A 12,982-nucleotide genomic window follows, 5' to 3' on the forward strand; every position below is an offset into this window, starting at 1 on the left:
TGCACCTAGGCGTGGGGTGATAGCATTCGCCCACGCTGGAGGATCTATGGCCGAACACGATTTTCGCTACACCCTGCTTTCCCCCCAACACACGTTAAACGAGTGCCGCGCGCTAGTACCTGGGCGCTACCAGGTCACGGGTATCGGCGGCTCGATCAAGGCCGGCGACACATTGCTGGTGACCCTGCGTGGAAGCCGCGAATTGTTCATGCGGCTCAACGTCGAAAAAGTGCGTCACCTGATCAATCCACCGGGGCAATGGGTGGCGGTGGCCAATGGGCCGGCGTTCAAAGAGCTCGCCATCCATCAATGGCAGCTCAATTGCGACGATTGCGGCAAGCAGGTCGATTTCGAATTCGCAGTCGATGCCGCCCTGGGCACCGGCGCCCGCGAAAAGGCGGCCGAGGATCGTCTACGCGAGCTGAAATGGACCACTCAAAACGGCAAGCACATCTGCCCCGAATGCGCTGCGGGGTAAAGATGAAAAAGCATTCCCTACTGTTACTTGCACTAGCACTCACAGGCTGTTCGAGCCCTGTTCTCGAACGGCAGCATGGCTATCAAGTGGAAAGCATCACTGGCCAGCCTTTGATCTCAGGCACCCACCTTTCCTTGACGCTGGACAGCGACAACCGGGTGTATGGGAACGCGGGCTGCAATCACTTCTTTGGCAATTACACCCTCGAAGAAAAAGCGCTGAGATTCAACCAGCTCGCCAGTACGCGGCGCCTGTGCGACGAGAGTGTCATGCAACAGGAGCGTGCGTTTCTTGACCGGCTCGCACGAAACGCAAGATGGTCCGTCAAGGACGGCAAGATCAAGCTTTCATCAAGCTTAGGCGAGCCCGTTATGCTGGTGCGGGAGAAGCGTTGATCATCGGTTAGATTCGGGCACGATCGGTATGACGGTGTAGGAGCGGGCTCGCCCGCGAATTCAATGGGATGACCCGCTTCATTTTTCGCGACAAAAATGACCTTCGCGGGCAAGCGGTTCGCCGCCCGGCCCGCTCCTACAGAAGCTGAAATCCTGGCAAAACCAGCCAGTCCCCTGTAGGAGCGAGCCGGGCTCGCTGCCCCTACAGAGTGGCTTCGGTTATCGGGCGTTTAAAACGTGGGAGCAGGCCATGCCTGCGATTCGCGGGCAGGGCCCGCTCCCACAAAGAAAAGCCTCATTTAAGTAAACGAGGCTTCGGACTTTCAAATAGCCTGGATAGGCTTCCCGCGATTGCCATGCTCGGCAACGAATGCCTGAACGGTCGCCAGATCGTTCGCTAGCACTGTGCAGCGCTCTTCGCGCTCGAAGAGATCAGCCAGATGTTCTGGCAAGGCCAATTCGCGACCTACGCCGGCCTTTTCGACCGCGTCCGGGAATTTGACCGGATGCGCCGTCCCGAGAGTGACCATTGGCGTTGCCAGGCTGCGACGACATTCACGCGCGGCGTGTACACCGATGGCGGTGTGTGGATCGAGCACTTCGCCCGTCTCATAGAAAACGTCGGCGATAGTCTTGCAGGTCTGTTCGTCATCGACAGCAAGAGAATCGAACAACTTGCGCGCTTCGATCCAGCGATCCTCTTCGACGCTGAAACCACCACCTGACTTGAAGGTATCCATCAAGTCTGCGATCGCCATCCCGTTGCGACCATGCAGATCGAACAGCAGGCGTTCGAAATTGGACGAGACCATGATATCCATTGAGGGAGAAAGCGTCGGGTGCAACGTTTCCTTGTCATAGCGGTTACCGCTCATGAACCGATGCAGGATGTCGTTGCGATTGGTCGCGACGATGAGCTGACTGACAGGCAGCCCCATATTGCGCGCGAGGTAGCCGGCAAAGATGTCGCCGAAGTTTCCGGTCGGCACCGAAAACGCCACCGAACGCGCAGGGCCGCCAAGCTGCAGCGCTGCGTGGAAGTAGTAGACGATCTGGGCCATGATCCGGGCCCAGTTGATGGAGTTGACTGCCACCAGGCGAGTGCCTTTCAGGAAGCTCTGGTCGGCGAAGCTCGCCTTGACCATTTCCTGGCAGTCATCGAAGTTGCCTTCGATCGCGATGTTATGAATGTTGTCGCCCAGGATGGTCGTCATCTGGCGGCGCTGCACCTCGGACACGCGCTTGTGCGGATGCATGATGAAGATATCGACGTTGTCGCAGCTCTTGCAGCCTTCAATGGCGGCCGAGCCCGTATCGCCGGAGGTTGCGCCCATGATGACAACGCGCTCGCCTCGCTTGGCCAGCAGGTGGTCCAACAACCGCCCCAGTAGCTGCAACGCGAAGTCCTTGAAGGCCAATGTCGGTCCATGGAACAACTCCATGACCCACTCGTTTCCCTTCAGTTGACGCAATGGCGCAATCGAAGCGTGCGCGAACACGCCATAGGTATCTGCAAGAATCTGTTTGAAGTCAGCGTCGGCGATGCTGCCTTCCACAAATGGCCGCATGACCCGAAAAGCCAGCTCGTGATACGGCAAGCCCGCCCAAGAGGCAATTTCCTCCTGGGTGAAACGGGGCAAATTTTCCGGGACGTAGAGCCCGCCATCGCTGGCAAGGCCGGTCAGCAGAACATCTTCGAAATTGAGGGCCGGGGCCTGGCCGCGGGTACTGATATAGCGCATTGGATTCGATGCCTTCGGTAGGTCTTAGAGGCGCCGTTTTATCGACGCCGTCCGGGCCACAAGTTAATTGAGCTGTTCGACGCGGATTCTAACCACCGGCCCTGCGACGCCTTCCAACGCCTCCAGCGCCTTGATGGCATCGTTGATACTGGTCTCGACGACACGATGGGTTAGCAGAATGAGCGGCACAAGCCCGTCGTGCTCTTCGGCTTCCTTCTGCATGATCGATTCGATGTTGATTCCGCGATCGGACAGGATGCTGGCGACTTGAGCCAACACGCCAGGGTGATCCTTCGCCTGGATACGCAGGTAGTAAGCACTTTCGCATTTGGCGATGGGCATGATCGGATGATCCGACAAAGCGTCTGCCTGGAACGCCAGATGAGGCACGCGATTGCCCGGATCGGTGGTGAGTGCACGGACGACGTCGACGACATCGGCGACCACCGCCGAAGCGGTCGGCTCCATACCTGCGCCGGCGCCGTAGTAAAGCGTCGAACCGACCGCATCTCCGTTGACCATAACGGCGTTCATCACACCGTTGACGTTAGCGATAAGACGGTCAGCCGGAATGAGCGTGGGATGCACGCGCAATTCGATCCCTTCGGCAGTCTGCCGCGCGATACCGAGGTGTTTGATCCGATATCCCAGCGCTTCCGCATAGCCAACATCTGCCGTGGTGAGTGCAGTGATGCCTTCGGTGTAGGCCTTGTCGAACTGCAACGGGATGCCGAATGCGATAGAGGCCAAGATCGTCAGCTTGTGTGCGGCGTCGATGCCTTCGACATCGAACGTTGGATCAGCTTCCGCATAACCAAGCGCCTGCGCTTCCTTGAGCACGTCGTCAAAGGCGCGGCCCTTTTCACGCATTTCACTCAAGATGAAGTTGCCTGTCCCATTGATGATGCCAGCGAGCCAGTTGATCTGGTTACCTGCCAGCCCCTCACGAATGGCTTTGATGATCGGAATGCCGCCCGCTACCGCCGCCTCGAAAGCGACGATGACGCCCTTTTCCTGGGCCTTGGCAAAGATTTCATTCCCGTGCACGGCAATCAGCGCCTTATTAGCGGTAACCACGTGCTTGCCGTTGTCGATCGCCTTCAGCACAAGGTCTCGAGCCAGCGTGTAGCCGCCGATCAACTCGATGACGATATCAATTTCGGGGTTGGCCGCGATGTCGAAAATATCGTTTGTTACCGGAGTGGCGCCCGTGTCGCACTTCGGATTCGGGCGACGAGCAGCAATCTGCGCAACTTCAATACCACGCCCGGCACGGCGGGCAATTTCCTCAGCGTTGCGTTTGAGCACATTGAAGGTACCGCCTCCGACGGTACCCAACCCACAGATTCCCACTTTGACCGGTTTCACGTTCGACTCCCATCGCTACCGCACTGCACGCCCATATGGCGGACGCAGAAAGAGCCGCACATTACGAAGCACGGGGGCTTTAGTCAAATACGACAGCGTCATTAGGCGCGTCTGATAGTGCAATAGCAGACGCTGATAAAGCCCGGGAGGACTTAGCGGCGCTCATAAGCCGCCAAGAGCTGTCGGCGCTACTTTTCAGATCGCATTCTTCTGCGCGCCAATAGCCAAGCTGACGATTTCTAGTGCCCCACCACACGTTCATGCCACTGAGCCAAGGATTCGTCAGGATACTCATCAAAGTATTTGTCTTTCGAGCCGCGCTGCACCTCTACCCAAGAGGCTTTGGAATTCAGTAGCAGATGCGTGTGCTCCGGCGGAGTCGGGAGCTCCGTGTCGATAGCCGACGCATGGGGATGGACAAGGTCTGGATAGCTAGGGTCATACAGCCAAAGCGCGCTACCGCAGTGCTTACAGAAATGGCGCTCGCCCGTACTGACTTCACCGTCCGGCATCTTGGCGCGGTACACGGTGAGATGTTCACGCCCCTGCACATGAAGCGATGCGTTGTCACCACCAAGGTTGATGGCGTAGCCACCACCTCCCGCCGTCTTACGGCAGATCGAGCAGTAGCAACGCATGAACGGATAGTATTGGCCCGACTCCAGCGTGAAGCGGACTGATCCACAATGACATGAGCCTTCCAGTTTCATACAAGCCTCCAGGTCGAACGGGTGGGACATCACCCTGTTCAACGTGGGACCAAGTATCACTAGCGGGGTTTAGCATTCTGGATGACAAGCACGGCGAGCGTCAGCTACCAGCCCCTGCCGGCGCTTGGGACGCCGCCGCCTTCGATGCCGCAATCGCGGCCTTGGCGAGCTGTGCAGCCGGCTGATACCCAGGAATCATGCGGCCGTCTTCGAGCACGACGGACGGTGTACCCTGCACACCCACCATTTGCCCGAGTTCGAACTGCTTCGCGACGGGGTTAGTGCAGCTGGCACTGGCCACGGACTTTCGGGCCTTGGCCGCGTTCATTGCGGCCTGGCGGTCATCCGCGCACCAGACATCGACCAAGGTGTCATACCCCTGCGAACCGACGCCTTGTCGCGGGAACGCCAGATAGCGCACCTCGATACCTTGCTTGTTCAGCTCGGCCATTTCGCTGTGGAGCTTTTGGCAGTAACCACAATCGGTATCCGTGAATACCGTGATGTGCGCCTTGGTATTCTTCGCCGGAAATACGACCATCTCGGATGGCGGAATGGCGTTGATCTGTTGCGCAACCGCGCGCTGCTCGGCTTGCTCAGTCAGATTGACGGCCTGCCCATCCTTGACCTGAAACAGGTACCCCTGCAAAAGGTACTGTCCGTCAGCGCTCGCATAGATCTGCCGCCCTCCCTTCAGTTGCACCTGATAGATGCCGGACAGTGGGCTTTCGGCAACGGCTTCGATCGGCATATTTGGCTGCAGCGCCTGCAACGTTTGGCGAATCGTCTGATCGGGATCGGCGCCCAGAGCTGCACCGCTTGTGAACATCAGGCCGGCGACTACAGCAGGAAGGATCGAACGCATGGTGGCTCCAGAAGGCAATTTATGCGCGGCAGCGTAGCATAAAGGTGTGCTATGCCCTGCGACCGCCATCAACCTCGCGGATGGTGCTGAGCATGTAGTTCTTGCAAGCGCGCGCGCGCAATGTGGGTATAGATTTGCGTCGTCGATAGATCGCTATGACCCAGCAGCATCTGCACGACTCGTAGATCCGCTCCATGATTGAGCAGATGGGTCGCAAACGCATGGCGGAGCGTGTGAGGGGAAAGCGCCTTGCCAATACCGGCCACCTGCGCCTGGACCTTGATCCGATGCCAGAACGTCTGGCGCGTCATCTGTTCGCCCCGCAAGCTGGGAAACAACACATCACTCGGCTGGCCGTTGAGCAAAATCGGCCTCGCGTCACGGCAATAGCGATCGATCCAGTCCATGGCCTCAAGCCCGAGCGGAACGAGTCGCTCTTTGCTGCCCTTGCCGAACACCCGCACTAGCCCCTGCCGCAGGTTCACCTGCTCAATGGTCAATGCCACGAGCTCGCTAACCCGCAGGCCGCACGCGTACAGTACTTCGAGCATCGCTCGGTCACGCATACCGATCGGCGTATCAATGTCGGGCGCGGCGAGCAGTGCCTCGACATCGGATTCCGACAGCGATTTCGGTAGGGGCTTGCCCAGCCGCGGAAGATCGACGTCTAGTGTAGGGTCTTGAAGGACGATGTTTTCCCTCAGCAGGAACTGATAGAACCCCCGCAACCCCGAAATGAAGCGAGCGGTAGAGCGCGCCTTGTAGCCATTTTCGACCCGCCAGGCCAGATAATCGAGCACCGCATCCCGCCCTGCGTTCGGCAACTCCAAGTGGCGCGAGACAAGCCAGCCATTGAAATGAGCAAGGTCCGAGGCGTAAGCCATGCGTGTGTTATCCGCAAGCCCACGCTCCAGCCAAAGTGCGTCCAGAAAGCGATCGATCAGGGGATGGTGAACGGGATGCATAGACGAGAATTCCAATCCAGACCGCGCAGGATGATCTGCGCTTCGGCGATGGCTCGAAGTAGAACGAGACCGAGAGGTCTAATTTAAACCCGCCGCCATTCCAGCTGTGCAGCTCAAGATGAGGCGCTATCGATCATTGAGGAACAACGCAGGCCAGAAACGCCAACGAGCAACCATAAAAAAAGCAGCCCGTAGGCTGCTTTTTTGCAAGGTCGGCCGGTCTTTTAAACCAGCTTTTCCTTGATGCGCGCTGCCTTACCGGACAGTTCACGGAGGTAGTACAGCTTCGCCTTACGTACGTCACCGCGACGCTTGACGGAAACGCTATCAACCAGAGGGCTGTAGGTCTGGAACGTACGCTCGACGCCAACACCGCTGGAGATCTTACGCACGGTGAACGCGCTGTTCAGGCCGCGGTTACGCTTGCCAATGACCACGCCTTCGAAAGCCTGCAGACGCTGACGGTCGCCTTCCTTCACCTTCACTTGAACGATAACGGTGTCGCCTGGGGCGAAGGCCGGAATCTCTTTGCTCATCTGCTCGGCTTCGAGCTGCTGGATAATCTTGTTGGTCATTGCGAAGTGCTCCACAGGCATACACGGATATGCCATCGATACGTTAACTATCGTCCCGCTGGCGAAGATATTCCGCCAGCAGCTCTTGCTCTTCTCCAGAAAGCGAGCGGCAATCCAGAAGATCGGCGCGACGCTCGGCAGTCCTACCGAGGGACTGCATCAATCGCCAACGCCGGATGTGCTCGTGATTGCCGCTAAGCAGCACTTCAGGAACACGTTTGCCCTCATACACCTCAGGACGCGTGTAATGGGGGCAATCGAGCAGGCCGTCAGTAAACGAATCCTCCTCGGCGGAACCCGCATGGCCCAAAGCGCCAGGCAGTAACCGCGTAACTGCATCGATCAGCACCATGGCCGGCAGCTCACCGCCGGACAGGACATAGTCACCAATCGACCATTCTTCATCGACATGCGTCTCTATGAAACGCTCGTCAATACCTTCGTAACGGCCTGCGATCAGGATGAGCGACTCGACCTTCGCAAGCTCCTGAACACCTCGCTGTTCAAGCGGGCGCCCCTGAGGCGAGAGATAGATCACTCTGACCGCACCGCCCAACACTTGCTTGGCATCTGCCAACGCACGCTCGAGCGGCTGAATCTTCATCACCATACCGGGGCCACCCCCGAAGGGACGATCATCGACCGTCTGGTGCCGGTCCTCGGTATAGTCGCGCGGGTTGCGGCAATTCAGCTCGACCAACCCTTGCTTCATCGCACGGCTGGTTATGCCGTGCTCACGTATGGCGGAAAACATTTCCGGGAAGATCGTGATGACTTCGATCTTCATCAAAAATCCGCATCCCAATCCACACGCATTTCGCCAGACGCCAGGTCTATCGCCTGCACACACTGCTCGGTGTACGGCAACAAACGCTCCCTATCATCCAGACTTCCCTCAACTGGCTTGACGACGATAACGTCGTTGGCACCTGTCTCGAGCAAATGATCCAGACGACCGAGGAACTGTCCGGCCTGGTCAATCACACGAAGCCCGATCAACTGATGCCAGTAGAACTCGCCATCATTCAATTCGGGTAGTTCGCTGCGAGGGACTCTGATTTCGAACCCGGCGTACGTACGCGCGACCTCGCGATCATCCAGCCCTCGGAGCTTGGCGACGAGCACGTTGTTCTGCAAACGTCCTCTGACCAGCTCCACCTGCTTGATCTCACTGTCGCGAGTAAGCGTCCAGCGGCGGTAATCCAACAGGTTGTCCAACGGATCGGTAAACGAATAAACCTTTACCTCACCTCGCACACCGTGTACCGAAACGATTTTGCCGATAACGATCAAGTCATCGGCCGGCAGCGGCACACTCATAGTGCTCAGGCAGTTGCCTTGGCAGCTTCCTTCAGCAGCTGAGCAACGCGCTCAGACGGCTGCGCACCCTGGCTCAGCCAGTAGTTGGCGCGTTCCTGGTCGACAGAAAGCTTCACTTCAGCACCCGCAGCAACCGGATTGAAGAAACCGATACGCTCGACGAAACGACCATCGCGCGCATTGCGGCTGTTGGTCACGGTCAGGTGGTAGAAGGGGCGCTTCTTGGAGCCGCCACGGGCAAGACGGATGGTTACCATGTGAAAATTGTTCCTATAGTCGGTGCTTAAAACCGGATTGCACACCGGGCCTAGGCCCGAAAGGCCGCATATTCTAAGGGTAAATGCGGCGAATGCAAATGCTTTTGACGAGCGAGCCGCGAGATGACGCAGCAAGCGATGAATAACCGCTTTCAAAGCAGCCAAACACGCCTGCCAGAACTTAAAACTTCGGCATCCCACCGCCGCCGGGGAACATGCTGCCCATACCGCGCATCATCTTCGCCATGCCACCTTTAGCGGTGACCTTCTTCATCATCTTCTGCATCTGTTTGTGTTGCTTGATGAGCCGGCCAATGTCCTGAACCTGCGTACCGGAACCCATTGCAATTCGACGCTTACGCGAGCCGCTGATGATGTCAGGGTCACGTCGCTCGGCGGGCGTCATCGAGTTGATGATCGCTTCCATCTGCTTGAACTGCTTCTCTGCAACGCCCTGGGCATCGCCCATCTTCGACAGGTTGACGCCACCAATCGCAGGCAGCTTGTCCATCAACCCACCGAGCCCGCCCATGTTCTTCATCTGCTGCAACTGATCGCGGAAGTCTTCGAGGTCGAAGCCCTTTCCTTTCTTCAGTTTCTTGGTGAGCTTGTCGGCCTTGTCGCGATCAAGGGTTTGCTCGGCCTGCTCGATGAGGCTGAGCACATCGCCCATGCCGAGGATACGAGACGCCACACGATCCGGATGGAACGGCTCGAGCGCATCGCTACGCTCCCCCATACCAAGGAACTTGATCGGCTTGCCGGTGATGTGACGTACAGAGAGCGCCGCACCGCCGCGGGCGTCGCCATCGACTTTGGTTAGGATCACACCCGTGAGCGGCAGCGCCTCGCCGAAAGCCTTCGCGGTATTTGCAGCGTCCTGGCCCGTCATCGCATCGACGACGAACAACGTTTCCGCAGGCTTCACTGCGCCGTGCAGCGCCTGGATCTCGGCCATCATGTCCGCATCGACGTGCAGGCGACCTGCGGTATCGAGCAACACGACATCGATGTATTTCAGTTTCGCTTCCCGAATTGCGGCATTCGCGATATCGACCGGCTTCTGGCTCGCATCGGAGGGGAAGAACGTGACACCCACCTCAGCCGCCAACGTCTCGAGCTGCTTGATCGCTGCCGGACGATAAACGTCAGCCGACACCACCATCACCGACTTTTTCTTACGCTCTTTCAGAAAGCGCGCCAGCTTGCCGACCGTTGTCGTCTTACCGGCCCCTTGCAAGCCCGCCATCATGACGACCGCTGGAGGCGCCACGCTGAGCGACAGATCTTCGTTGGCCGCACCCATGAGCGATTCGAGCTCGGCGCGCACGATCTTCACGAACGCCTGCCCCGGCGTCAGGCTTTTGGATACCTCGGTACCGACCGCGCGATCCTTGACGCGCCCGACGAACTCCTTGACCACCGGCAACGCGACGTCCGCTTCGAGCAACGCCATACGGACCTCGCGTAGCGTGTCCTTGACGTTGTCTTCGGTCAGTTTCGCCTTGCCCGTGACGGAGCGAAGGGTATGAGACAGGCGATCGGTTAGATTTTCGAACATACACGTTCCCAGGATTCGTAAGCGCTTAACGGCGGACAGCGGGCCGAAAGTATAACGAAGAGCGCCAGACGCCGACACACGCATCCGCGGTTTCGGCGACACTCGACCGCGCTGCACGTCAGCCTGGCCCGATTCTTTTGCGCCCGGCGGTTATGTGCCACACTCTCGCCCCTCTGGTCAGCTGCATTCAACCGCCCTATGTACCCTCTTTTCCCCAGCCTTATCGCCGCTGCTTTCTATGCAGGCGCCGCCGCCTATCAAGGCAAATGCTTACTGCAGCGCACGAAGCCGAATAAGCCGATCCTTGCACTGATCGTATTGATCGCCATCCTGTTTCACGGCGGGGCACTCTTTCTGGAACTGAGAGAGACCGCCGGGCTCGATCTCGAATTCTTCAATGCCGCGAGCCTCATCGCCTACGCGATCATTATCATCACCCTGCTCGCATCTTTACGCATGCCGGTGGAGATCCTGTTGCTGCCACCTCTTTTGATCGGCGCCCTCACCGTACTTCTTGCGCAGCTCCTTCCTTCAGGAACCGTGCATCCCGTGCAGCAGGAGCCGGGACTCATGGCGCACGTGCTGCTATCGATACTCGCGTACGGGGTGCTGACGATTGCAGCATTTCAAGCGCTGTTCCTGCTGGTTCAGGATCACCAGCTCAAACACAAACACCCGTCGGGCCTCATCCGTAGCTTCCCGCCTCTGCAAACGATGGAAAGCCTGCTGTTCAGCTTTCTATGGGCGGGCTGGGGCCTTTTGACGCTGTCATTGGCGTCAGGCGCTATTTTCCTGGAAAACATGTTCGCCCAGCACTTGGTACACAAAACGTTCCTGTCCTGCTTCGCCTGGATCGTGTTCGGCGGACTACTGCTCGGTCGGATGCGTATGGGCTGGCGGGGCCACAAGGCCGTGCGCTGGACCCTGGTAGGTTTCTGCCTACTGATGCTTGCCTACTTCGGAAGCAAGCTCGTGCGTGAATTCATCCTTCACATCTAAGCAGAAAAACGCCCCCGCCTTCATTTCCCCGCAGCATAACGCTGCCTGTCGGAAACCACTTATGCCACGCACAGCTTGGCGATAATGAAACAACGAATCGAGGAATTTGCCCATGCCCCGTATCGGTACCCCCTTGTCGCCGAGCGCGACCCGCGTCCTGCTGTGCGGCTCTGGCGAGCTTGGTAAAGAAGTCGCTATCGAGCTGCAGCGCTTCGGTGTCGAGGTTATCGCCGTGGACCGTTACGCCAATGCTCCTGCAATGCAGGTCGCGCACCGCAGCCACGTCATCAACATGCTCGACGGCGCCGCCTTGCGTGAAGTGATCGAGCGAGAGAAGCCTCATTACATCGTGCCGGAGATCGAAGCGATCGCCACCGCCACGCTCGTCGAACTCGAGCAGGAGGGATACACCGTGATCCCTACTGCGCGCGCAGCCCAACTGACGATGAACCGCGAAGGCATCCGCCGATTGGCCGCTGAAGAACTGGGCCTGCCTACCTCGCCCTACCACTTCGCTGACACGTTCGATGACTATCAGGCTGCAGTGAAAGCGCTTGGCTTTCCTTGCGTGGTCAAGCCCATCATGAGCTCGTCAGGTAAGGGGCAAAGCCTGCTCAAAAGCTCAGATGACGTTCAGCAAGCGTGGGATTATGCTCAAGAAGGCGGTCGCGCAGGTAAAGGTCGCGTGATCGTCGAGGGCTTCATCGATTTCGAATACGAAATCACGCTGCTAACCGTGCGACATGCCGGCGGGGTGACCTTTTGCGCACCCATCGGACACCGCCAGGTGAAAGGCGACTATCACGAGTCGTGGCAGCCTCAAGCCATGACACCAGAAGCCCTGGCCGAATCCGAACGTGTCGCCAAGGCGGTCACCGAAGCCTTGGGCGGGCGTGGACTGTTCGGCGTTGAGCTGTTCATTAAGGGTGATCAAGTCTGGTTCAGTGAGGTATCGCCACGCCCGCACGACACAGGCCTGGTCACACTGATTTCACAGGATCTCTCCGAGTTTGCGCTGCATGCCCGCGCCATTCTCGGACTGCCCATCCCCACCGTACGCCAACACGGACCTTCGGCTTCGGCAGTGATCTTGGTTCAGGGCGAATCCACCCAAACCGCGTTTGGCAATTTGTCGGAGGCCCTTTGCGAACCCGATACCGCGCTGCGCCTTTTTGGTAAACCCGAGGTTGCGGGGCAGCGCCGCATGGGCGTGGCGCTCGCTCGCGATATCTCGGTCGAGGCAGCGAAAGCCAAAGCGATACGCGCAGCGAAATCTGTGGACGTGGAGCTTTAGGGCTCCGGCTCTATAAAAAAGGCCTTGCAGTGCAAGGCCTTTTAAAAGCGCTTATTCGGTCTTGGCGACCGCTTCCTTTATAAGCGGCTGAAGTTCGCCCTTTTCAAACATCTCGATAACGATGTCGCTACCGCCAACGAGTTCGCCGCCAACCCACAACTGGGGGAACGTCGGCCAGTTGGCGTATTTAGGCAGATTGGCCCGAATTTCCGGATGCTGAAGAATGTCGACGTAGGCGAACTTTTCGCCACAAGCCATCAACACCTGCGAAGCGCGCGCAGAAAATCCACATTGGGGTGCATTCGGCGAGCCCTTCATATAGAGCAGGACTGAGTTGCTGGCGATCTGGTCTTTGATGGTTTCGATGATTTCCATGAAGGCACCTCAAATCTGATACTTCCCGGACGGGCCGGCGTGACCGTTGGAGTGTAACGTAAAAGCCGACGTTCCCGC

15 protein-coding genes are annotated in these 12,982 nt (G+C 58.2%); 4 read left to right on the forward strand and 11 right to left on the reverse strand.

Annotated features, from left to right (window positions below):
* The first annotated feature begins 46 nt into the window (after positions 1–46).
* Together IEY47_RS07820 and IEY47_RS07825 are read left to right on the forward strand one after the other, a co-directional pair.
* On the forward strand, positions 47–478 hold the full coding sequence (locus IEY47_RS07820; RefSeq protein ID WP_188982633.1) for a hypothetical protein: 432 nt from the start codon (positions 47–49) through the stop codon (positions 476–478).
* Positions 479–480: 2 nt separating this feature from the next.
* Positions 481–873: an META domain-containing protein gene (locus IEY47_RS07825; protein WP_188982635.1), complete on the forward strand. Its 393-nt coding sequence runs from the start codon at positions 481–483 to the stop codon at positions 871–873.
* Positions 874–1,196: 323 nt separating this feature from the next.
* Here IEY47_RS07825 and thrC read toward each other — a convergent pair whose 3' ends face one another.
* The 10 genes from thrC to ffh all read right to left on the reverse strand — a co-directional run bounded on the left by thrC (position 1,197) and on the right by ffh (position 10,236).
* Positions 1,197–2,615, reverse strand: a complete 1,419-nt coding sequence (gene thrC / locus IEY47_RS07830; RefSeq protein WP_188982637.1) for a threonine synthase — start codon at positions 2,613–2,615, stop codon at positions 1,197–1,199.
* A gap of 63 nt (positions 2,616–2,678) precedes the next feature.
* Entirely contained in the window at positions 2,679–3,983 is a 1,305-nt protein-coding gene (locus IEY47_RS07835; RefSeq protein WP_188982639.1) for a homoserine dehydrogenase, read from the reverse strand.
* Between the two features lie 239 nt (positions 3,984–4,222).
* The gene (locus tag IEY47_RS07840; RefSeq protein ID WP_188982640.1) at positions 4,223–4,693 is read right to left on the reverse strand and encodes a GFA family protein; all 471 of its coding nucleotides are present in this window, start codon (positions 4,691–4,693) and stop codon (positions 4,223–4,225) included.
* A gap of 100 nt (positions 4,694–4,793) precedes the next feature.
* Complete coding sequence (locus tag IEY47_RS07845; RefSeq protein WP_188982641.1) at positions 4,794–5,558, reverse strand: DsbC family protein; 765 nt, start codon at positions 5,556–5,558, stop codon at positions 4,794–4,796.
* Positions 5,559–5,626: 68 nt separating this feature from the next.
* Positions 5,627–6,523: a site-specific tyrosine recombinase XerD gene (gene xerD, locus IEY47_RS07850; RefSeq protein ID WP_188982643.1), complete on the reverse strand. Its 897-nt coding sequence runs from the start codon at positions 6,521–6,523 to the stop codon at positions 5,627–5,629.
* Positions 6,524–6,747: 224 nt separating this feature from the next.
* Positions 6,748–7,098: a 50S ribosomal protein L19 gene (gene rplS / locus IEY47_RS07855; protein WP_188982645.1), complete on the reverse strand. Its 351-nt coding sequence runs from the start codon at positions 7,096–7,098 to the stop codon at positions 6,748–6,750.
* A 43-nt stretch (positions 7,099–7,141) separates the two neighbouring features.
* The gene (gene trmD / locus IEY47_RS07860) at positions 7,142–7,885 is read right to left on the reverse strand and encodes a tRNA (guanosine(37)-N1)-methyltransferase TrmD (protein WP_188982646.1); all 744 of its coding nucleotides are present in this window, start codon (positions 7,883–7,885) and stop codon (positions 7,142–7,144) included.
* On the reverse strand, positions 7,885–8,412 hold the full coding sequence (gene rimM, locus IEY47_RS07865) for a ribosome maturation factor RimM (protein ID WP_188982946.1): 528 nt from the start codon (positions 8,410–8,412) through the stop codon (positions 7,885–7,887). Before rimM ends, trmD begins: the two co-directional genes overlap by 1 nt.
* Before the next feature lie 11 nt (positions 8,413–8,423).
* A complete protein-coding gene (rpsP, locus tag IEY47_RS07870; protein WP_188982648.1) occupies positions 8,424–8,675 on the reverse strand; it encodes a 30S ribosomal protein S16 in 252 nt (83 codons plus the stop codon).
* A gap of 181 nt (positions 8,676–8,856) precedes the next feature.
* Positions 8,857–10,236: a signal recognition particle protein gene (ffh, locus tag IEY47_RS07875; protein WP_188982650.1), complete on the reverse strand. Its 1,380-nt coding sequence runs from the start codon at positions 10,234–10,236 to the stop codon at positions 8,857–8,859.
* Positions 10,237–10,434: 198 nt separating this feature from the next.
* Between ffh and IEY47_RS07880 the strand changes: the two genes are divergently transcribed.
* Entirely contained in the window at positions 10,435–11,235 is an 801-nt protein-coding gene (locus IEY47_RS07880; RefSeq protein ID WP_188982655.1) for a cytochrome C assembly family protein, read from the forward strand.
* Between the two features lie 112 nt (positions 11,236–11,347).
* Entirely contained in the window at positions 11,348–12,529 is a 1,182-nt protein-coding gene (purT, locus tag IEY47_RS07885; RefSeq protein WP_188982657.1) for a formate-dependent phosphoribosylglycinamide formyltransferase, read from the forward strand.
* Positions 12,530–12,580: 51 nt separating this feature from the next.
* Here purT and grxD read toward each other — a convergent pair whose 3' ends face one another.
* A complete protein-coding gene (gene grxD, locus IEY47_RS07890) occupies positions 12,581–12,904 on the reverse strand; it encodes a Grx4 family monothiol glutaredoxin (protein ID WP_188982659.1) in 324 nt (107 codons plus the stop codon).
* Positions 12,905–12,982: the final 78 nt, after the last annotated feature.

Source organism: Pseudomonas matsuisoli (assembly GCF_014647635.1).
GTDB lineage: Bacteria > Pseudomonadota > Gammaproteobacteria > Pseudomonadales > Pseudomonadaceae > Pseudomonas_P > Pseudomonas_P matsuisoli.

Excerpts from the sequence above, each read along its gene's own strand:
- IEY47_RS07825 (WP_188982635.1), top strand. The coding sequence starts at position 481 with ATGAAAAAGCATTCCCTACTGTTACTTGCACTAGCACTCACAGGCTGT.
- rpsP (WP_188982648.1), bottom strand. The coding sequence starts at position 8,675 with ATGGTAACCATCCGTCTTGCCCGTGGCGGCTCCAAGAAGCGCCCCTTC.
- ffh (WP_188982650.1), bottom strand. The coding sequence starts at position 10,236 with ATGTTCGAAAATCTAACCGATCGCCTGTCTCATACCCTTCGCTCCGTC.
- rplS (WP_188982645.1), bottom strand. The coding sequence starts at position 7,098 with ATGACCAACAAGATTATCCAGCAGCTCGAAGCCGAGCAGATGAGCAAA.
- IEY47_RS07880 (WP_188982655.1), top strand. The coding sequence starts at position 10,435 with ATGTACCCTCTTTTCCCCAGCCTTATCGCCGCTGCTTTCTATGCAGGC.
- trmD (WP_188982646.1), bottom strand. The coding sequence starts at position 7,885 with ATGAAGATCGAAGTCATCACGATCTTCCCGGAAATGTTTTCCGCCATA.
- IEY47_RS07840 (WP_188982640.1), bottom strand. The coding sequence starts at position 4,693 with ATGAAACTGGAAGGCTCATGTCATTGTGGATCAGTCCGCTTCACGCTG.
- thrC (WP_188982637.1), bottom strand. The coding sequence starts at position 2,615 with ATGCGCTATATCAGTACCCGCGGCCAGGCCCCGGCCCTCAATTTCGAA.
- IEY47_RS07845 (WP_188982641.1), bottom strand. The coding sequence starts at position 5,558 with ATGCGTTCGATCCTTCCTGCTGTAGTCGCCGGCCTGATGTTCACAAGC.
- IEY47_RS07820 (WP_188982633.1), top strand. The coding sequence starts at position 47 with ATGGCCGAACACGATTTTCGCTACACCCTGCTTTCCCCCCAACACACG.
- grxD (WP_188982659.1), bottom strand. The coding sequence starts at position 12,904 with ATGGAAATCATCGAAACCATCAAAGACCAGATCGCCAGCAACTCAGTC.
- purT (WP_188982657.1), top strand. The coding sequence starts at position 11,348 with ATGCCCCGTATCGGTACCCCCTTGTCGCCGAGCGCGACCCGCGTCCTG.
- xerD (WP_188982643.1), bottom strand. The coding sequence starts at position 6,523 with ATGCATCCCGTTCACCATCCCCTGATCGATCGCTTTCTGGACGCACTT.